At 30.7% G+C, this 21,269-nt stretch carries 20 protein-coding genes and 1 other annotated feature; all 20 genes read left to right on the plus strand.

All coding sequences use genetic code 4. The annotated features are described in order from the left end of the window. Nucleotides 1-3: 3 nt before the first annotated feature. The 20 genes from AACL10_RS00135 to rpoC all read left to right on the plus strand — a co-directional run bounded on the left by AACL10_RS00135 (nucleotide 4) and on the right by rpoC (nucleotide 21,238). The gene (locus AACL10_RS00135) at nucleotides 4-1,383 is read left to right on the plus strand and encodes a lipoprotein (RefSeq protein ID WP_338985146.1); all 1,380 of its coding nucleotides are present in this window, start codon (nucleotides 4-6) and stop codon (nucleotides 1,381-1,383) included. A 47-nt stretch (nucleotides 1,384-1,430) separates the two neighbouring features. Beyond that, the gene (locus AACL10_RS00140) at nucleotides 1,431-2,507 is read left to right on the plus strand and encodes a hypothetical protein (protein WP_338985148.1); all 1,077 of its coding nucleotides are present in this window, start codon (nucleotides 1,431-1,433) and stop codon (nucleotides 2,505-2,507) included. Between the two features lie 8 nt (nucleotides 2,508-2,515). Further along, nucleotides 2,516-3,175 carry a uracil-DNA glycosylase gene (locus tag AACL10_RS00145; protein ID WP_422398151.1) on the plus strand — a complete coding sequence of 220 codons (660 nt, stop codon included), beginning with the start codon at nucleotides 2,516-2,518 and terminating at the stop codon, nucleotides 3,173-3,175. A gap of 11 nt (nucleotides 3,176-3,186) precedes the next feature. After that, nucleotides 3,187-4,083, plus strand: coding sequence for a hypothetical protein (locus AACL10_RS00150; RefSeq protein WP_338985151.1), 897 nt, complete (start codon nucleotides 3,187-3,189; stop codon nucleotides 4,081-4,083). Nucleotides 4,084-4,097: 14 nt separating this feature from the next. After that, on the plus strand, nucleotides 4,098-5,429 hold the full coding sequence (gene cysS / locus AACL10_RS00155; protein ID WP_338985153.1) for a cysteine--tRNA ligase: 1,332 nt from the start codon (nucleotides 4,098-4,100) through the stop codon (nucleotides 5,427-5,429). Next, entirely contained in the window at nucleotides 5,429-6,148 is a 720-nt protein-coding gene (gene rlmB / locus AACL10_RS00160) for a 23S rRNA (guanosine(2251)-2'-O)-methyltransferase RlmB (protein ID WP_338985155.1), read from the plus strand. The genes cysS and rlmB overlap by 1 nt, the downstream gene beginning before the upstream one ends. A gap of 12 nt (nucleotides 6,149-6,160) precedes the next feature. Next, complete coding sequence (locus AACL10_RS00165) at nucleotides 6,161-6,775, plus strand: hypothetical protein (protein WP_338985157.1); 615 nt, start codon at nucleotides 6,161-6,163, stop codon at nucleotides 6,773-6,775. Between the two features lie 28 nt (nucleotides 6,776-6,803). Beyond that, entirely contained in the window at nucleotides 6,804-6,962 is a 159-nt protein-coding gene (rpmG, locus tag AACL10_RS00170; protein WP_020835970.1) for a 50S ribosomal protein L33, read from the plus strand. A gap of 3 nt (nucleotides 6,963-6,965) precedes the next feature. Then, complete coding sequence (gene secE / locus AACL10_RS00175) at nucleotides 6,966-7,376, plus strand: preprotein translocase subunit SecE (RefSeq protein WP_338985164.1); 411 nt, start codon at nucleotides 6,966-6,968, stop codon at nucleotides 7,374-7,376. 11 nt (nucleotides 7,377-7,387) lie between these two features. Continuing rightward, the gene (nusG, locus tag AACL10_RS00180; RefSeq protein WP_338985166.1) at nucleotides 7,388-8,023 is read left to right on the plus strand and encodes a transcription termination/antitermination protein NusG; all 636 of its coding nucleotides are present in this window, start codon (nucleotides 7,388-7,390) and stop codon (nucleotides 8,021-8,023) included. A gap of 72 nt (nucleotides 8,024-8,095) precedes the next feature. Next, nucleotides 8,096-8,608 carry a peptidylprolyl isomerase gene (locus AACL10_RS00185; RefSeq protein WP_338985168.1) on the plus strand — a complete coding sequence of 171 codons (513 nt, stop codon included), beginning with the start codon at nucleotides 8,096-8,098 and terminating at the stop codon, nucleotides 8,606-8,608. A 124-nt stretch (nucleotides 8,609-8,732) separates the two neighbouring features. Beyond that, nucleotides 8,733-9,167, plus strand: a complete 435-nt coding sequence (gene rplK / locus AACL10_RS00190; RefSeq protein ID WP_338985170.1) for a 50S ribosomal protein L11 — start codon at nucleotides 8,733-8,735, stop codon at nucleotides 9,165-9,167. A 2-nt stretch (nucleotides 9,168-9,169) separates the two neighbouring features. Next, nucleotides 9,170-9,856, plus strand: a complete 687-nt coding sequence (rplA, locus tag AACL10_RS00195) for a 50S ribosomal protein L1 (protein ID WP_338985172.1) — start codon at nucleotides 9,170-9,172, stop codon at nucleotides 9,854-9,856. 67 nt (nucleotides 9,857-9,923) lie between these two features. After that, on the plus strand, nucleotides 9,924-10,718 hold the full coding sequence (locus AACL10_RS00200; protein WP_338985174.1) for a Cof-type HAD-IIB family hydrolase: 795 nt from the start codon (nucleotides 9,924-9,926) through the stop codon (nucleotides 10,716-10,718). 12 nt (nucleotides 10,719-10,730) lie between these two features. After that, entirely contained in the window at nucleotides 10,731-11,723 is a 993-nt protein-coding gene (locus AACL10_RS00205; RefSeq protein ID WP_338985175.1) for an aldo/keto reductase, read from the plus strand. 47 nt (nucleotides 11,724-11,770) lie between these two features. Then, nucleotides 11,771-11,926, plus strand: a sequence feature (ribosomal protein L10 leader region). Nucleotides 11,927-11,961: 35 nt separating this feature from the next. Next, nucleotides 11,962-12,462 carry a 50S ribosomal protein L10 gene (gene rplJ, locus AACL10_RS00210; protein ID WP_338985177.1) on the plus strand — a complete coding sequence of 167 codons (501 nt, stop codon included), beginning with the start codon at nucleotides 11,962-11,964 and terminating at the stop codon, nucleotides 12,460-12,462. 65 nt (nucleotides 12,463-12,527) lie between these two features. Next, nucleotides 12,528-12,893 (plus strand): 50S ribosomal protein L7/L12, encoded by a 366-nt coding sequence (rplL, locus tag AACL10_RS00215; protein WP_338985179.1) that lies wholly within the window; start codon nucleotides 12,528-12,530, stop codon nucleotides 12,891-12,893. Between the two features lie 13 nt (nucleotides 12,894-12,906). After that, the gene (locus AACL10_RS00220) at nucleotides 12,907-13,530 is read left to right on the plus strand and encodes a CatB-related O-acetyltransferase (RefSeq protein ID WP_422398128.1); all 624 of its coding nucleotides are present in this window, start codon (nucleotides 12,907-12,909) and stop codon (nucleotides 13,528-13,530) included. A gap of 124 nt (nucleotides 13,531-13,654) precedes the next feature. Beyond that, a complete protein-coding gene (locus AACL10_RS00225; RefSeq protein ID WP_338985183.1) occupies nucleotides 13,655-17,470 on the plus strand; it encodes a DNA-directed RNA polymerase subunit beta in 3,816 nt (1,271 codons plus the stop codon). 18 nt (nucleotides 17,471-17,488) lie between these two features. Then, entirely contained in the window at nucleotides 17,489-21,238 is a 3,750-nt protein-coding gene (gene rpoC, locus AACL10_RS00230; protein ID WP_338985185.1) for a DNA-directed RNA polymerase subunit beta', read from the plus strand. Nucleotides 21,239-21,269 lie beyond the last annotated feature (31 nt).

A 21,269-nucleotide genomic window follows, 5' to 3' on the forward strand; every position in this document is an offset into this window, starting at 1 on the left:
ATTATGAAAAAATTACTTTCTATTCTAGGTGCAGCAGCAATAGTGACACCAAGTATAGCAACTGTTGTTTCTTGTGGTATTGACACAACAACAGTTGAAACATTAGTAAATGGGGATAGAAAATTTAAAATAGACGACAAAGAAGTTGGTTTAGAGAAAGTTTTTGCAACTAATTCTACACTTTCTGTTTTGGGTTACCAAATTTTGGAAGCTATTTCATTTACAGAAAATAAATATCAAAACCCAGATTTGAAAGAAATTCAAAAAGCTGTTTTGGGTAAAGCGGGTCAAGCCCTTTCTCTAGATAGATTATCTAATTTAGAAGAAGCTGAAAAACCAGTTGAAGGTGTTTCGATTAAAGGTGATAAAGCAGAAGAATTTTGAAAAGATTATAATTCAACAAAAAACTCAAGATTTACAAAAATGGATTTTGACTTTGGTTTTGATGATACAACCAAAGCAATTAAAGGTGATGAAAAATGAAAACCTTCTAAAGCATCTATTTTTACAGCGGACAAAGCAAAAACTTTAGAAGCAAAAATAACTTATAAAGATAATAAGGTTGAAAAAACAGATTATAAAGAAGGAACAAATGGAGGGACAAAAACTCTTCAAGATTTTATAAACGAAAACTTTAATTTTAAAAATTCTGATTTGCAAAAAGATTATGGAAATAAAGGTATTTATACATTAGATTCAGATACTGCTAAAAAACTTTACAGTGAAATAAACTCTAAGGGAGAAGAAAGCGATAAAGAAATGATAAAAGACATTTCTGAAACTGAGTTTGTAAACATACATACAGCTTTAAATAGAACTAATGAATATTTAAAACATGGAATAGTTATGCCTGGAAAATTTGACAGTAACTTTACATCAACAGCGCCTTCAACAATAGTTAGAAAAGGTAAAGATGACGAGAACAAAGAAGAATGACACAAGCAACATAAAATCACTGATAATAAATTCTTTGCAACAGAAGATGATAAATATCTACAATCTCAAATTTCAGGTGGTTCTGGAAACGATAATAGAACATTTGTTTATGGAGAAAGTGATTCTGCATTAGAAATTAACTTCACATTTACAATTCCAGGAAATGAGAAAAAAAACATAAAAGACAAGAATTATAATATTAAAGTCAATTTAAACAACATGATAGTTGGTTACCAATTAACTGGAGCTATAATAGGTGTTAAAAAAGATGAAAACAAAAAAATAACTAGTCAAACAGCTGTTTACTGATATCAACCAACATTTTATCAATTTACAGATCATGAAATGTTTAGAATTAGTACTAGTAAAGACAAAAACGGAACTAGAGATGTTTTCAAATCAATGGGTGGGGCAACAATTAATATTTCAGAATCAACACAACAATAACAATATATGAGATAATTACATAGGAAAAAAGAAATGGGGCACTTCTTATGAACTACTACATCAAATTCGATAATAATTTTTATAATGTAGTCGATGGAAATACAAATCAAGTGATTGCATCTTTTGTTAGTGATATTGAAGCTAACAAATTTGTACAATCACTTTTTGGCTTTGCAAATAATCAATTTAATAGAATGCAACCTCAAGTTATAAATCCTTATTCTATAAATCCATATTCTATAAACCCTCAATATGGAATGTATCCAAATCAATTACCAATTCAAAACCAATTACCAATTCAAAATCCTCAATTTGTTATGGGCCAACCTGTGGTTCAAAACCCAATGCAACCCAATCCGTACATAAATCAACCCCAAAACCCAATGCAACCAAACCCATTTTTACAACAACCACAAATGCAACAAAGTCCTTTAAATCAGAACCAACCATTGCAAGAACAAAAAGAAATAGAAGAACCAATCGAAAACAAAGTTCAAAATGATGTTGATGTTAAAGATGATTTGGATCTTGTGCAAGAAACCGCAGAAGAAGATATTTTTGAAGAACCCGAATTCGAAGAAAGTGTTCAAATAGATTTTAACGACAACACACTTTCAATTGACTCAAGTTTATTTGAAGAAGATAAAATGGGAGCAATAATACAACAACCAAATAACTTCATCAACAATACAGATGATGATAGTTTGGGAGAAGTTTCTGCTTATACAAACATGGAACACGTAGTACAAACAGAAAAACCTAAAGAAGATGAAAAAGAATTTTTAGAAGAGCAACCTCTTGGTTGAGATGATATTCCAGATTTAGAAGATGATATAAGCTTTGAAGAACCTGTTCTTCAAATTCAAAGAGAAGAAAAAGCTATCACAGAAATATATGAAGAAAATCTAATTCCCGAAAGTAAAGTTACATCTAAAAAAGACGATGATGTTATTGATCTAGGTCCTGTTAATGAAGAAGATGATATATTCTCTACTCCAAGAAAAGACGCTGAACAAGATGATTTTGAAGTTTTTTCTTTATCAAAAAAAGAAAAAGCTGAATTAAAAAAAGCAAAAAAAAGAGAAGAGCTTTCTAGAAAAAGATATCAAAAACTATTAAGATAATGAATATTTTAAAAGATTTATCAAAAGAATGATTAGAATTATTTGATCAAGAAAATATTTACGAAGATATTGAAAGCATTTTCTCTAAAATAAATAACTTAAAAAATGTATATCCTCCTAAAGAGGATATTTTTAGAGTTTTCAAACTAATAAAACCTAGCGAGATAAAAGTTGTGATAATAGGTCAAGATCCTTATCATGGAGAAAAGCAAGCAAACGGAATTGCTTTTAGTGTATCTAATCAAGTAAAAACACCACCGAGTCTAAAAAACATTTTTAAAGAACTTAAAAATGATTTGGGAATAGATCACACAAAAAACAATGACTTATCTGGTTGAGTTGATCAAGGAGTTTTTCTAATAAATTCTTGTTTAACTGTTGAAAAGGCGAACCCAAATTCCCACAAAGATTTAGGTTGAGATAAAGTTATTATTAAAATTTTAAATTGTTTAAATAAAATTAATAAGGATATTATTTATTGTTTGTGGGGAAATTATGCAAAAAAAATATATAATAGTCTTGTATATAAAAATGAGCAAAGAATAATATTCTCAGCTCATCCATCACCATTTAGTTTTAAAAATGGTTTCGAAGACAGTAAGTTTTTTTCAAAAATAAACTTAATGTTAAAAAGTACTAATAAAAAAGAGATTGATTGAAATTATTAAGGAGCAATAACATGGAAAGTATTAGTAAATGATTACTTCAAGGAAATAATATGGCCTATGCCATGTCTGGTTTTATAGGTTTCTTCATTGTCTTATACTTTTTATACAATGCTATGTCTTTTTGAATATTAAAAGAAAAATATCACGGGATTAGATTCACTACTAAAAATATAGCTTACATAACAATGTTTACAGCTATAAATGTAAGTATTACTGTTGTTATATCTCTTACTGTTCCAATTACAGTATTTCCACCAATCAGAATTGCCTTTGAAGGTATAATGGTTAAAATAACAGGATTCATATTTGGTCCAATAATTGGGGTTTTAGTAGCTTTAATTACAGAAGTATTAGTTATGATTTTTGTTCCTTCCTTCATTCACCCAGCTTTCATAGTTGTAATAATATGTTACGGATTTATAGCTGGTATAGGATCAAGTTTCTTAAGATTAGGAAAAGGATACAACTGAGTTCCTATGCTTTTAATTAACTTATTTTTAATTGGTTTTGCTGCTTTTATGGTTTTTGTTATTAATGACTATAGCGGAGATCCTATTAGTGTTTTTGGATTTGAACTTACTAACCAACAATACAAATGAATATTTTTAGCATCAATAATAGCTTGTTTGGTAATTTTTTGAATTATTTATATTTTATTGCTTGCTAAGGGACACTCAAAAGTACTTCACGTACTTCTCCCAATAATACTATTTGCCACCGCTTCAGAATATCTTGTAACAGCAGTGATTTCTGCTTGGGGTGATGCAGGATTCCTTGGTATAGATGGTGGATACACCACAATGTTCATAGGTAGACTTGTTCAAGCGCCTTTAAAAATAATATTCAATTCAGCTGTTCTTTATTTAACTTATAAAGCTGTTTCACCTTTAATTAAAAGGGATAGATAATAGAGGGTATTTGTATGAAATTATATGATTCACTTACAACAAAACTTATAGACATAGATGTTCCTAAGGTTTGTATATATACTTGTGGTCCTACAGTTTATGACTATATTCATATAGGTAATGCAAGACCTTTAATATTAACTGATGTAATTGTTAGATATCTTGAACATAGAGATATAAAATACAAATATCTTTTAAATATAACTGATATCGATGACAAAATTATTAATAAATCACTTGAAGAAAATATAAATGAAGAAGATTATGCTGTTAAATATACAAATGCATTTCTTAATGATTTAGATGATTTAAATATAAAAAGACCCAGTTCAATTCTTCCTATTTCTTTAAAAATAAATGAAATACTTTCATTTATTGATGATTTAATAAAAAAAGGTTTTGCATATGAAAATGCAGGAAATGTTTATTTTGATATTAGTCAATGAGAAACAAAATATGGAATGCTATCAAAACAAAATATTGAACACTTAAATATTGGTGAAAGAATTGAAGAAGACACTAACAAAAAAAATCCACAAGACTTTGTTCTTTGAAAAAAAACGGAGATTGGAAAAAGATGACTTTCAAAATGAAGTTTGGGAAGACCTGGATGACATACCGAATGTGCATTGTTAATAGATGACTTTTTTAAGGGACCTATAGATATTCACGTTGGAGGAATTGATTTAAAATTCCCTCATCATGAAAATGAAAGAATACAATATATGGCAAAAAACTCTAGAGAAATATCTAGTGTTTGATTACACAATGGACACTTATCCATTGATAATGTAAAAATGTCTAAATCACTAAAAAATACAATTCTTGTAAAAGATTATGTAAAAGATAATGGAAGTAATTCTTTAAGATATATATTCTTAAACTCAAATTACAAACAACCACTAAACATAACACAAGAACTAATTGAACAATCAATTGAATGAGTTTCTAAAATAGAAACTATGTTAAGAACAATAAACTGATCTACTGCTATTGGAGAATCAATGCTAACTAATCAAACTCCAATTGATGATGATTTTAATTCATACAAATATATTACAAAGTTTAGAGCCATTATTAAAAATGACTTGAACACGCCAATGGCGATTTCACTAGTTGATGAAATGTGTAAGAATATAAACAAACAAATTAAAAATAAATTGATAGATCTTACATATTCTAAATTAAAATCTATTTTGGATATCTTAGGTTTCAAATTTGAAATTAAAAAATTAACAATAGAAGATATTACAAAAATTAAAGAATGAAAAGCGCTTATTAGTCAAAAAGAATTTGACAAAGCAGATGAGTTAAGAGAAGAACTTAAGCAGGAGAATATTATCTAATGAAAAATTATATTTACGGTAAAAATGCAGTTGAGAACATTATTAAAAATTTTAGAAATGAAATCAAACAAGTTTTTATTTTAAAAGGGCACTCATTTGATCCGCAAATATATAATTTAATCAAAGAAAATAATATCGAATGAAAATCTTTGGAAAAACATGATTTCGTTTCTCTTATTAAAGAGGGTGTAAATCACCAAGGTTTTATAGCTCAAGTTAGAGATTTTACTTATGTTGAAATGAAGGATTTTTACGATGCTTCAAAAGAAAAACAAACTGTTTTAATTTTAGATAAAATACAAGACCCACAAAATTTTGGGTCAATCATAAGAACGGCAAGTTTATTTGGTGTTGATGCAATAATTATTCAAGATAACAATCAAGTGCAAGTAACTTCAGCTGTTATGAAGGCTTCTGCTGGAACAATTTACAATGTACCAATAATTAAGGTAAGCAATTTAAAAACTGCAATGAGTAATCTTAAAGATAGGGGATTTTGAATTTATAGTTCTCACTTAGGTGAAAACAGTAAATTCATAGAGGAAGTTGAATTTGATAAAAAATCAGCAATTATTATAGGGAATGAGGGCAATGGTATTAGTAGTAAGATTGTCGAAGCCTCAGACTTTATTTTCAAAATTAAAACAAATAGCGTAATTGACTCGCTAAACGTATCAGTCGCAACAGGAATTATTCTATATCAAGTCTCTTTTAGATAAGGAGCGAATAATATGGAAAAGATCATACAAAAAATTATAGAACAAGAGTTCGGTTCAAAACTAAATTCTGAACAATTAATACACATGAGAAGAAGTGTGGTAAAAATACTTAATACTGAACACAAAAAAATTAGTTTCTTACAATTAGAAAGAAATGACCTAACATTTCAAATATATTTAGCTTTAAAAGAGGTTAGTGAAAAATATGATCCATCAAAAAATGTACCACTAATTTCTTATACAAACTTCATAGTTAAAAGAAGAATCTTAGACTTTGCTAAATTCTTGAGGCGTGATAAAAGAAAGGCAACTATAATTGCCATAAACGCCTATAGAGGTAGTCTTACCGGTAGCGGACAGCAACAGTTTGACAAAGATGTCGATAATTGATCTTATGAGCGAGGAGTCGAAGAAGCTAAAAGAAGATTTATTAAAACTTTATATACTGACTTTGTTCAAACAAAGGCGTCAAAAGTAGAAGCTAAAATAGCAGAAATGATGTACAAAGGTTATTCACAAAAAGAAATAATTGAAATATTAGGTATTAAGAGAAAAGTATTTTTAGAATGTAAAGAAAAGCTAAAAAATTTCTTTAAGTATTTTAATAACAATATAAGTAAGTTATAATAAATACGAAAAGAAATGAGAGTTTGGTATGCCACAGTCAAAGAAAAAAGTTATTCTGGTTTGCAGCGAATGTTTGTCTAGAAATTATACAATCCAAAAGAGCACTATTTCTCAAAGAGAAAGATTGCAGATAAAAAAACATTGTATCACTTGCAATGCTCACGTATTACACAAGGAGACAAGATAATTAATGTCTGATAAAAATAACTCTAAAGAAATCAAAGCTCAAGAAAAACTAAAAAAAATTCAAGAAAAACAAAAACGTAAACAAGATAAAAAACTTGAAAAGAAAAATAAAAAAGAAGAATTCACAAAATTATATAATGAATTCGAGGGCCATGACGGTACCCAAGAGGGTAAAATAAAGGCAGCCAAAACAAAAAAAATCAAAAAAGAAAAAGAAAAAATTGATTATAAATTAGCAATTAAAGAAGCTCCAATAAAGTTCCTAAAAGAAGTTAACAAAATTCAGTGATCTTCAAGAAAAAACTTGGGAACTAAATTTTTATGGGTTATAATCTTTATTGCAGTGTTTGGTATATTTTTTTTCTTTGTGGATTGAGCATTCCAAAATCTATTCGAACTTATGAAAATCGTTTAAAGGAGAACAACATGGAAAATATTAACTATCAATTAGAAGATGAATTAGCTTCTTACAAAGGTCAGTGATTTGTTATAAACTGTAATAGTGGACACGAAGACCGAGTTAGAGCCGATTTATTACAAAAAATTGAAACATCTGGACTTGAAGATAGAATTTTCGACATTAGAATTTCTAAAGGACCTGTAATGGGAAAAAATAACAAGATCAATGAAAAAAACAAATTCCCAGGTTACTTATTCATAAATATGAATATGACTGATGAAACATGATTCATTGTTAGAAATACACCAGGAGTTACTGGTTTCATTGGGTCTTCAGGAAAAGGTGCAAAACCTCTTCCATTAACTGTTGAAGAAGTTACAAGAATGTTAGACCAAAACAATAATGCAAATAACGCATCTGGTTCAAACAAATCTTCTTCAAAAGGTAATGCAAACCAACCCAAAAAAGAAAAGGTTCTTTACACAGCAAACTACAATACCAAAGATGTTGTTCTTGTTAAAGATGGGCCTTTCTCAGGCACAGAAGGACAAGTTATTGAAATGGACTTCGAAAAAGGAGTTGCAGTTGTTAACATCGAACTATTCGGTAGAATAACACCAACAGAATTCGAATTCATAAGTTTAGAAAAAGCTTACAATTAATACAAACTTAGAACTTTGTTAACTACAAAGTTCTTTTATTTTCTAGTATCATTAAATTAAAGGAGAAAAACTATGAATACAATTAAATTTGAAATAATCTTAGAAGACGGAAGAAAAATGAACGCTGAGTTATATCCAGAATTGGCTCCAACATCTGTTGAAAACTTCGTTAACTTAATTAAAAATAATTACTTTGATGGACTAATCTTTCACAGAGTTATAAAAGGATTTATGATCCAAGGTGGAGGGATGTTTCCTGACATGAGTGAAAAAGGAGGACTTAACCCTATCAAAGGTGAGTTTTCAATAAATGGATGAAATAAAAATGCTACTGCATTACCACACACACCAGGAGTTCTTTCAATGGCAAGAACAAATGTTATGGATAGTGCAACAAGCCAATTCTTTTTAGTTACTGGCGATGCTAAGTTCTTGGATGGACAATATGCTTCGTTTGGTAAATTAAGTGATCAAGAAAGTTTAAATATAGCTCTTGATATAGAAAATGTTGCTACAGGATCAAAAGGTTTCCACGATGATGTGCCTTTAGAACCAATTGTTATAAAAACTATGAATCTTATTTAATATAAGATTTTTTTTATTTTCAAAATGTGTTATTATTATTTATGGCAGATTTTAATTGTGGAAGTAAGATATGCAAATGCATATTATTACGTTAGGACCACAGCGAAAACAGGAGGTGTTGTTCGTGGCAAAAAGAATCACACGTATAGCAAAATTAGAATTTATGGCAATGCAAGCAAAACCTGGTGCAGAATTAGCTTCACTAGGGATTAACATGCCTCAATTCACACAACAATTTAATGACGCCACTAAAGACAGAGCAGGAGAAATAGTACCTGTAGTTATTACAGCTTATGATGACAAATCATTTGATTTCATCTTAAAAACTACTCCAGCAGCATTTATGCTTAAAAAAGCAGCAGGAATTCAAAAAGGTGCATCTAAATCAGGAACTGAAACAGTTGCAACTATTACAGCAGATGAAGTTAAAAAAATTGCTGAATATAAATTACCTGACTTAAATGCAAACACAGTTGAAGCAGCAATGAGAATTATCGAAGGTTCAGCAAGAAACATGGGTATTAAAGTTACTGGAATGCCAGAAAAAGAAGGTAAATAGTAATGGCAAAATTAAGCAAAAAATTAAAAGCTGTTAACGAAAAAGTTGACAAAACAAAATTATACCCAATCTCAGAAGCTATTAAATTAGCAAAAGAAACTTCAATAACTAAATTCGATTCAACTGTAGAAGTAGCTTTCAACTTAAACGTTGATCCAAGACATGCAGACCAACAAATTAGAGGGGCAATCGTAATGCCTGGTGGAACTGGAAAAACTCAAAAAGTTTTAGTTCTTACAAAAACTAAAGTAAAAGAAGCAGAAGATGCAAAAGCAGACTTCGTAGGAGCAGAAGACTTAATCCAAAAAATCGCAAAAGAAAACTGATTTGATTTCGATGTGATTGTTGCAACTCCAGAAATGATGGCTGAATTAGGAAAAATCGGAAAGGTTTTAGGACCAAAAGGATTAATGCCTAACCCAAAAACTGGAACAGTTACAATGGACGTAGCAAAAGCTTTAGATGAAATTAAAAAGGGTAAAGTTGAATACAGAACTGATAAAGAAGGAAATGTTCACTCAATCTTAGGAAAAGCTTCATTTAAAGAAGAAGACTTAATGCAAAACTATACAGCTCTTTTAGATGTTATTAGAAAAGCAAAACCTGCAGCAGTTAAAGGTACATATATTAAAAATATATCAATCTCAACTACTATGGGTCCTGGAATCAAAGTTTTAATCGAAAACTAAAAACAAAAACTCACCGAAAGTGAGTTTTTTTATTCTATAATATTAGTGAGATAAGAAGGTACAAAAAATGAAGTGATGATTTTCGGACTATGATGGAACAATCAATTTAATGCATAATAATTTTATTGATCCAAGAGACTTAGAATTTATAAAATTATGAATTGATAATGGAAACAAATTTGCAATTGCAACAGGGAGAATGGAACATGAAATAACTCCGGTTTTGGAAAAAGCAGATATCCCTTATGATTACATGATTTGTAATAACGGTGCTGTGATTTATGAAAAAGGAAAAGGTGTTATTGAAAATGCAACTATTCCTATGGAATCAAGACAAGACATAATAAATGTTTTTGAATCTATTAGAGAAAAACATGTTCTTGGATATTGTTTAAAAGATGAAAGAAAACCTTATTCTAAAGTAGATGAACCTGAAGTTTATACAAATCCATTTTTGGAACAGTATGCTCCTAGAGAAAATAATTTTGAAGAAGGTAATTTTGATATATTAAATTCTCCAGATTTAAACCTATTATATATTTTTGTGGCTGAATCAGATGTTTTAACAGTTAAGACTTTATTGAAAAATAAAATAAGAAACTGCAAAGCAGTTACTACTCACAGAAATGTAATTGAAATAATGAGAGAAGATGTTTCAAAAGCATATGGTATAGAAGTTATTCAAAAGTTAAATGGTTTTGAAACATCAAAAGTTTATACTAGCGGTGATGGTGAAAATGATATTGAAATGTTAGAGTTTACAGAAAACTCTTTCGCTATGCAAAATCACCAACCAAGAGTGGATAAAGCAGCAAAACACATAATAAAAAATGTATTTGAGATTAAAAATTATATTAAATAGAGAAGGAAACACATGAAAACAAGAAAATTGGGAAAAGATTTAGTTGTCTCTGAAATAGGATTGGGTTGTATGGGGTTAAGTTTTTCATTTCCACCTTTCCCAACCAGAGAAGAAGCCGTGGCGTTTGTAAGAAAAGCTTATGAAATGGGAGTTACATTTTTTGACACAGCAGAAGTGTATGGCCCTTTTGATAATGAGGAAGTTATTGGAGAGGCGCTTGAACATGTAAGAGACAAAGTTGTTATAGCAACCAAATTTGGTTTTAGTTATACCGATGATGGAAAACGTGATGGTGTTGACAGTAGTGAAGAAAATATTAGAAGAGCAATTGAAGGGTCTTTAAAAAGACTAAGAACCAATTACATTGATCTTTACTATCAACATAGAGTGGATCCAAACACTCCAATTGAAAAAGTTGCTGAAATTATGAAAGAATTTTATGAACAAGGAAAAATTAAACACTGAGGTTTAAGTGAAGCTTCAGCAAATACGATAAGAAGAGCTCATAGTGTGTTTCCAGTTACAGCACTTCAAAGTGAATATTCATTGTTTTGAAGAGATCCAGAAAAAGAAATCATTCCTACACTAGAAGAATTAGGAATTGGTTTCGTACCATTTTCACCATTGGGAAAAGGTTTCTTGACAGGAACAATAAATGTGGACACTCCTCTTGAACCAGGAGACTTTAGATTATCTGTTCCAAGGTTTCAAAATAAAGAATACTTAAAAGAGAATTTAAAGTTAGTAGAGTTTGTAAAAGAACTTGCAGTTAAAAAAAATACAACACCAGCAGCAATTGCTATTGGTTGAGTTCTTGCACAAAAAGATTGATTTGTACCAATACCAGGAACAAAAAAAATTGAAAGATTACAAGAAAACTTAACAGGAGCTGAAGTTAATTTCAGTCCTGAAGAATTAGCTGAAATAAGAGAAAAATTAGACCAAATAGAAATCATCGGAGATCGTTATGGTGCAGAAGCCACAAAAATGATTGATAAAAGTTAATAAAAAAGTCAAAAAAATATATGTAGAGCATTAATGAATATGATATTATATTAATGCTATTCGTACCGAAGAAAGTAACTGGGATTTATCCCTTAATTTGTTACCGAGGAATGAAACTACATATACGACTTGTAAGTTATCTTACATTGTTTATTGTATTTTTAATTGACCTCGGAATTTATCTGAGGTTTTTATTTTGATTTTACAAAACGAAAGTAAAAAAAGGAGGTCGTTACGAGTGTCAAACGCAAGACCAGCTCATGCTAAAAAGAATGAGATAGTTAAAGAAATTGCAGACAGAATCAAAAACTGTAAAGGTATGGCGATTGCTGAATACAAAAATTTAACTGTAGCACAAATGACAGAATTAAGAAACAAAGCTCGCGAACAAGGAATCTTTATCAAAGTTTATAAAGACTCATTAGTTAGAAGAGCAGTTGAAGAATTAAAAATTACTGGATTAGACGCTTACTTAATTCAACAAAATGTTTACATTTTCTCAGATGAAGAAGCTCTATTTCCTGCAAAACTAGTTTCAGATTTTGCTAAAAAGAACGAAGATTTAGTTCTTAAAGCCGGAATCTACGAAGGAAACGTTATGGATACAGCGGCAATCAATGAAATTGCTTCTCTACCATCAAAAGATGAACTATACTCAATGTTTGCTTCATCACTTATTTACCCATTACGTCAATTCATGTTGACTGTAAAAGAAATAGCAAATACAAAATCAGAATAATAAAACAATTAAGCGTACAAATAGCGATTAATTAAATTAAAGAAAGAAATAAGGAGAAAAAAATCATGGCAATTACAAAAGACGATATTATTAAAGCTTTAGAAGAAATGAAATTAACTGAATTAAACGATTTAGTTAAAGCAATCGAAGATCACTTCGGAGTTGTTGCAGCAGCTGCAGTAGCAGCACCTGCAGCAGGAGCTGGAGCAGCAGCACCTTCAGAAGTTTCAGTTATGTTAACTAACGCTGGAGGAAACAAAGTTTCAGTTATTAAATTAGTTAAAGAAATGACTGGATTAGGATTAATGGATGCTAAAAAATTAGTTGATGGAACATTACCTGTAGCTATTAAAGAAAACGTAAAAGTTGAAGAAGCTGAAGAAATGAAAAAACAATTAATGGAAGCTGGAGCATCAGTAGACTTAAAATAATAAATTATTTATAATGACCCTAAGGGTCATTTTTTTATTGAAAGGAAAAGATAAAATGTCTAAATCATCTAAAATATATTTTTTAAAAGACTATATAACAAACGAAGGAATAGAAGTAGGGGATTATACCTATTTTTATAGTTTCAAAAATGAACAAGGTCTAAAAGAGTTTCAAAACAGAAACGTTTTATATCATTTTCCTAAAATACATAAAGACAAACTAATAATAGGTAAATATTGTGCAATAGCAGATGATGTTAAATTTCTTATGAATGGTGCAAACCATAACATGAGTGGTATATCAACATTTTCTTTTGCTATGTTTAAAGAATTTAATGCTGATCCAAACACATTGCTACCCACAAAAATAAAAGGTGACACAATCGTTGGAAACGATGTTTGAATAGGATATGGATCAATAATAATGCCTGGTGTTAATATAGGTAACGGTTCTATTATAGCTGCAGGCTCTGTTGTAACAAAAGATGTAAAACCATATTCAATGGTTGGAGGGAACCCTGCAAAGTTAATTAAAATGCGTTTTGATGAAAATAAAATTTCTGAACTAGAAGACTTGAAATGATGGGATGAAAGTATAGAATCAATAAGTAACATGATAGACAAATTAACTAAATAATTGCGATAAATGCAAAAAGATAAACATAAAATGTTTATCTTTTTGCTATTTGCTATTGAAATTAACTTAAAAATAATATAGAATTTGTTTGCGTATGTTTTATTTGAACGGGGGACATTATTAAATGAATTATAAAATTAAGAAAATTAATGCGCTTGTGGAAAGACGTGACTATGCTAAAGTATCAGGTGATTTAGAATTACCTAACCTTATAGAGTTACAAACTGACACATTCGATTGATTTAAACACAAAGGGATCAATGAAGTATTTGAAGAAGTATTTCCAGTGGTTTCAGCTGATGGAGACATCGTTCTTTCAATGACTTATTGAGAATTTAGAGAACCAAGACTTTCAATCACAAAAGCAAAAGAAGAGTCAAAAATCTTCGAAGCTCCAATTTATGCAAACTTATCATTAACTATTCACATGGAAGATGTAGAAGTTTTCAAAGAAGAGATTTCAGGATCAATGGAAACATTCTTAAAAGGATGATTACAAGAAAAATTAGAATCAACAGGTGTTGAATTTAAAGACAGTAAAGGACAACTTTACTTTTTCGAGTTCAAAGGTAAAACTGGTGAAAAAGATACTATTCAAATCGAAATTAAAGAAGAAAAAGAAGAGTTCTATCTAGCAAACATTGACGTTTATAAAACAGGTGAGGTATTCTTTGGTGAATTCCCATTAATGACTGATAGAGGAACATTTGTAATTAACGGAAGTGAAAAAGTTGTTGTTTCACAACTTGTTCGTTCTCCAGGAAGTTACTTCAAAGAAGAAATGAACCGTAAAAACGGTGAAATGATTTACTTTGCAGACATAATCCCTTCAAGAGGAACATGATTAGAGTTTGAATTAGATTCTAAAAAAGCATTAGATAACAAAGTATCAAATGTTTTCTATGTAAAAATTGATAAATCAAGAAAAACAACAGCAACAAGCTTATTAACTTCTTTCAAAATGCAAAAAGAAGAAATTTTAGACTTGTTCGACAATAATGAAGTAATCGCATCAAGTTATGAATTAGATACTTTAACTGGTGATATTGAAATAGATTACGAAAACCAAGTTCAAGAAATTTATAAAAAAATCCGTCAAGGTGAAACTGCAACAGCTGATGGAGCAAGTAAATACCTATATGGATTATTATTTGATAAAAGAAAATACGATTTAACAAAAGCTGGTAGATTTAAATTACAACAAAAATTATCTGTAAAAAACAGATTAATTGGACGTGTACTTGCTGAAGACATCATTGATGTTAAAGGTAAAGTTGCTTTCGCAAAAGGTACTGAAATAACAAAAGATATTTTAGATGAATTAGACAAAGTATTAGAAGCTGGAGCAATGGTACAAAAAATTAACTTTAACGATGCAATTACTTCAGGTAATGAAATTCAAAAAGTGAAAGTATTCAAAGACAATGACTTAAGAGATGAAACTGCAACTATTATTGGTATTACAAAAACATCAAGTGATGAGTTTGTAAACTTACCAGACATTATTGCAACTATTTCTTATGCAATTAACTTAATGGATGGAATAGGTGAAATTGATGATATCGATCACCTAGGAAACAGAAGAGTTAGAACTGTTGGTGAATTATTACAAAACCAATTCAGAATTGGTATGATGCGTATTGAAAAAAACGTAAGAGAAAAACTTGCAACTTCAAACCCATTCAAAATGAAACCTTCAAGTATCATTAACAATAAACCATTAACTGCTATAATTGGAGAATTCTTTAACCTTTCTCAATTATCACAATTCATGGATCAAACAAACCCATTAGCTGAATTAACAAACAAACGTAGATTAACAGCTTTAGGGCCTGGTGGTTTAAGTAGAGATAGAGCTGCTCTTGAAGTTCGTGACGTTCACCCGTCTCACTACGGAAGAATCTGTCCAATTGAAACTCCTGAGGGACCAAACATTGGATTGATCAACAACTTATCAACTTATGCAAAAATTAACGAATATGGATTTATTGAAACTCCATATAGAAAAGTTAAAAATACAAAAGTTATCTCAGGAGAGTATGAATACTTAACTGCTGATAAAGAAAAAGATTATGTAGTTGCTCAAGCAAACATTAACTTAGCAGAAGATGGAACAATTTTAGATGAACAAGTAGTTGCTCGTTATAGAGGAGATGACATTATGGTTGCTCCTCAAGATGTTGACTATGTTGACGTTTCACCTAAACAAATTGTTTCTATTGCTACATCATGTATTCCATTCTTAGAAAACGATGACGCCAACCGTGCACTTATGGGTGCCAACATGCAACGTCAAGCTGTACCATTAATTAACCCAGAATCTCCAATCGTTGGAACTGGTGTTGAACATGAAGCTGCTCGTGACTCAGGAGATGCTGTTGTTGCAACTGCTGATGGAATAGTTAAATATGTTGACTCTAAAAAAATTACTATCGAACAAAAAGATGGTATTAAAACTTATGACTTAAACGACTTTAGTCGTTCAAATAACGGAACTGCAATTACTCATTTACCAATCGTAAAAATTGGAGATAAAGTAAAAGCAAGAGATATCTTAGCTGATGGTCCTTCAATGGAAAAAGGAGAATTAGCTTTAGGTCAAAACGTTGTTGTTGCCTTTACAACATGAAATGGTTACAACTATGAGGATGCTGTTATTGTTTCAGAACGTATCGTAATTGACGATAGATTTACTTCTATCCACATTGATGAATACACAATCGAAAGAAGACAAACAAAACAAGGTCCTGAAGAAATCACTAGAGACATTCCAAACATTTCAGAAGTAAGTAAAAAATACTTAGATGAAGATGGAATAGTTGCTATTGGATCAGAAGTTAAAGTTGGAGATATTTTAGTAGGTAAAGTTACTCCAAAATCACAAACACAATTATCACCAGAAGATAAATTGTTACACGCAATCTTTGGTGAAAAATCAAGAAACGTAAAAGACAATTCATTAAGAGTACCAAATGGTGGAGAAGGAATTGTTAAATCAATCAAACGTTTCTCAAGAGCTGATGGTCATGATTTACCAGCAGATATTTTAGAAATAATCAAAGTTTACATCGTTCAAAAACGTAAAATCCAAGAGGGAGATAAAATGGCTGGACGTCACGGTAACAAAGGGGTTATCTCAAAAATCTTACCTGTTGAAGATATGCCACATATGGCAGACGGAACACCTGTTGACATTATGTTAAACCCACAAGGGGTTCCTTCACGTATGAACATTGGACAAGTATTAGAAATCCACTTAGGTATGGCTGCCAAAAAACTTGGAATTAAAGTTAATACACCTGTTTTCGAAGGGGTTAAAGAACAAGAATTACAAGATATTATGGAAGAAGCTGGAATGGATAACTATGGAAAAGTTAAATTAATCGATGGAAGAACTGGAGAAGCATTTGATAAACCAATTTCAGTTGGTGTTATGTATATGTTAAAACTTTCTCACATGGTTGATGACAAATTACATACAAGAAATATTGGTCCATATTCATTAATTACACAACAACCATTAGGAGGAAAAGCTCAAAATGGTGGACAAAGATTTGGTGAAATGGAAGTTTGAGCACTTGAAGCTTATGGTGCTGCTTACACATTACGTGAAATCTTAACAATTAAGTCAGACGACATTAAAGGTCGTATTAAAACTTATGAATCAATCGTTAGATCAAAACCAATTCCAAAACCTGGAATTCCAGAATCATTTAACGTTCTTACAAAAGAAATCATGGGTCTAGGATTTGACATGCACATGATTGATGAAGAAGGAAACAAAGTACAAATTAATGCATACGATGATGACGATGAGTTTGAAATCGATACAGAATTATTAGATGGAGACACTTCATTTAATGATGCTGACATTAAAGACTATGTTGAAACAAGCGAAGATGACGAAATTGCTTTCGAAGATGAAAGTATAGAAGAATAATAAGGAGAAGTTTTTAAAATGGGAAATTCAAATAAAAGAATGATTAAAATTGAACTAGCTTCTCCAGATGTAATCAGAAGCTGATCACGTGGTGAAGTTACAAAACCTGAAACTATTAACTACAAAACATTGAAAACTGAAAAAGAAGGTCTATTTGACGAAAGAATTTTTGGACCAACTAGAAATTACGAATGTACTTGTGGTAAATATAAAAAAGTAAAAAACAAAGGAAAAATTTGTGAACGTTGTGGAGTAGAAATTACTGAATCAATCGTTAGACGTGAAAGAATGGGTCACATTGAGTTAGAAGAACCAGTTACTCATATCTGAATGTTAAAAGTTGCTCCTTCAAGAATTGCTTCAATTTTAGATTTAAAAACTAAAGAAGTAGAAGAAGTTGTTTACTTTGTAAGTTACATTGTTTTAGATCCAGGAAATTCAAAACACCTTAAAAAAGGTATGGTTTTAGATTTAGGAAATGCTAAAGCAAGTTTAAAAACAAGAGAAAAATTATTAAAAACTCTTGAAGATATCAAAGCTGGTATTGAACCAGATACATTTGCTTGAAAAAGAGCAGATAACTTAATTAATCAATTAAGAACTCCAAGTACTCCATTCTCAATGGATGAAGCTGCTACTTTCATTTCAAGATATATCAATGCTAAATTCGGAATCGGAGCAAGTGCTATCGAAGACTTATTAAAAAACATTGACTTAGATAAAGAAATTGAAAAAATTAGAGAAGACTTAAGAGAAAAAAAAGGTTCATCAGAACAAAACAAACTAATGAAACGTCTTGAAGTTTTAGATTCATTAAAAAAATCTCAATCAAGACCTGAGTGAATGGTATTACATGTAATTCCAGTTATTCCACCAGACATTAGACCAATTATCCAATTGGATGGAGGTAGATTTACTACTTCTGAAATTAACGACTTATATAGAAGAATCATTATTAGAAATGAACGTCTAAAAAAAGTTAAATCAATGGGTGCACCAAGTATTATTGTTAACAACGAAAAACGTATGTTACAAGAAGCTGTTGATGCATTATTGGATAATGAACGTAAACCAAGACCAGTTACTGGTAAAGACAAACGTCCATTAAAATCATTAACATCAATCTTAAAAGGAAAACAAGGAAGATTCCGTCAAAACCTTTTAGGAAAACGTGTTGACTACTCAGGTCGTTCAGTTATTGCTATTGGACCAGACTTAAAAATGTACCAAGCAGGTATCCCAAGAGATATGGCTATTACATTGTTCAAACCATTCATCATTAGAAGATTACAAGAAAAAGATCTTGCTGAAAACGTAAAAGTTGCAGAAAAAATGATCTTAACAAATGATGCAAAAGTTTGAGATATCTTAGAAGAAGTAATTAAAGATAGACCGGTATTATTAAACCGTGCTCCTACTCTTCACCGTTTAGGTATCCAAGCTTTCGAACCAAAATTAGTTAAAGGTAAAGCAATTAGACTTCACCCATTAGTAACAACAGCTTTCAACGCCGACTTCGACGGGGACCAAATGGCTGTCCACTTACCAATTAGTGATGAAGCAGTTGCTGAAGCTAGAGCATTAATGTTAGGTTCAAAAGCAATTCTTGGACCAAAAGATGGTAAACCAATCGTTACTCCTACTCAAGATATGATCTTAGGAAACTACTACATCACAACTGAAGAAAAAGGTGTTGATGGAGAAGGAACTTTATTTGCAAACTATGAAGAAGTAAAAATTGCTTATGAAACAAATTCAGTTTCATTAAATGCAATCGTTGCTATGCCAATTAGTGAATTAGTAAATAAAAAAATATCTGACAAACATAAAGACAAATTCTTAGTTACAACAGTTGGTAAAATATTCTTTAACCAAATGTTCGTTGAAGAATTCCCATGAATTGTTAACTCAAACATTAACAATGCAGAAGAAGAAATTGAAAAATTCATCGTTGATGGAAACACTGATATCAGAAGTTACATTGAAAATGAATACCAAATTCAACAACCAATTAAGAAAAAAGAATTATCTTCAATTATTGAAAGATACTTCAAACTATATGGAGCACAAAAAACTGCTCAAATGTTAGATAACATGAAGGACTTAGGATTCAAATTCTCTTCAAAATCAGGAACAACAATCAGTGCAGCTGACGTTGTTGCTTATACAGAAAAATTTGATGAGTTCAAAGTTGCAGATGAAAAAGTGGCACAAATCACTGAATTCTACAACATGGGTATGTTAACAAGAACTGAGAAAAAACGTCGTGTAATTAACGTTTGATCACAAGTTAAGGATAAAATCCAAAATAGACTTGAAGACGTTCTTAAAAAAGACCCAAAAAACCCAGTATTCGTTATGGCCGATTCTGGAGCTCGTGGTAACGTATCTAACTTCACACAGTTGGTAGGTATGAGGGGACTTATGAATGACCCTAAAGGGGACATTAAAGAAATTCCAATTAAATCATCATTCCGTGAAGGACTAACTGTGTCAGAATACTTTATTTCTACCCACGGGGCAAGAAAAGGTATGGCCGACGTTGCCTTAAAAACAGCCGATTCAGGTTACTTGACAAGAAGACTTGTTGATATTTCACAAGAAATCATTGTTACTGAAGAAGACTGTAAAACCACAAAAGGTTTCGATGTTCACTCAATTATCGAAACAAAACATGATAACATCATCGTTCCTTTAAAAGACAGACTAGTTGGAAGATTTACTTTCAATGATGTAGTTGATGCTAAAGGAAAAACAGTTGTAGAAGCAAACACATTGATAACATTATCAATAGCTGATGAAATTATTAATGCTGGTGTTGAAGAAGTTCAAATCAGAACTGTATTAACTTGTGATACAAACCGTGGTGTATGTAGAAAATGTTATGGTGTAAACTTAGCAACTGGGGAAGTCGTTACAATAGGTGAACCAGTTGGGGTTATTGCCGCACAATCAATTGGTGAGCCTGGTACTCAGCTAACTATGCGTACTTTCCATACCGGAGGGGTTGCAGGGGGAGCAGATATTACACAAGGTCTACCTCGTATTAAAGAATTACTTGACGTTACAAATCCAAAAGGTTCAATTGCTATAATTTCACAAATCGATGGAGTTGTTAAAGAAGCAAAAGAAGAAGATGGAATTATAACAATCGTTGTTTCATCTGATCAAGATGAAAGAAAATACAAATCACAATATGGAGCTATTTTAAGAGTAACAGAAGGTGAAGTTGTAACTCGTGGTCAAAAATTAACTGAAGGTGCAATAAACATCAAAGAATTATTAGAAGTTGCAAGAATTGAAGACGTACAAAACTACATCTTAAAAGAAGTACAAAAAGTTTACCGTCTACAAGGGATTGAAATTTCAGATAAATATATTGAAATTATTGTTAAACAAATGTTGAACAAAGTTAAAATTATTGACTCAGGAGAAACTGAATTACTTCCAGGAGAAGTTATTTCATCAAGAACATTCAGAAACGAAGTTAAAGAAGCTATTATGGCTGGTAAAAAACCACCTCTTGCAAAACACGTTATCTTTGGTATTAAAAAAGCGCCACTTGAATCAGATTCATGATTATCAAGTGCTTCATTCCAAGATACTGCAAGAGTTCTTGTAAAAGCAGTTATCAAAGGAAAAGTTGATAAGCTTGAAGGATTAAAAGAAAACATTATGTTAGGAAACTTAATCCCAGCTGGAACTGGACTAACTGGTAGTGCAGATATAATTAAAAAAGGTAAAGAAACTTACGATTCAGAATACTAGAAAAAAAAGGTTTTAAAGACCTTTTTTTATT

Origin of the sequence: Spiroplasma endosymbiont of Diplazon laetatorius (assembly GCF_964019625.1) — a bacterium.
In the GTDB taxonomy this organism is placed as follows: domain Bacteria; phylum Bacillota_I; class Bacilli_A; order Mycoplasmatales; family Mycoplasmataceae; genus Spiroplasma_A.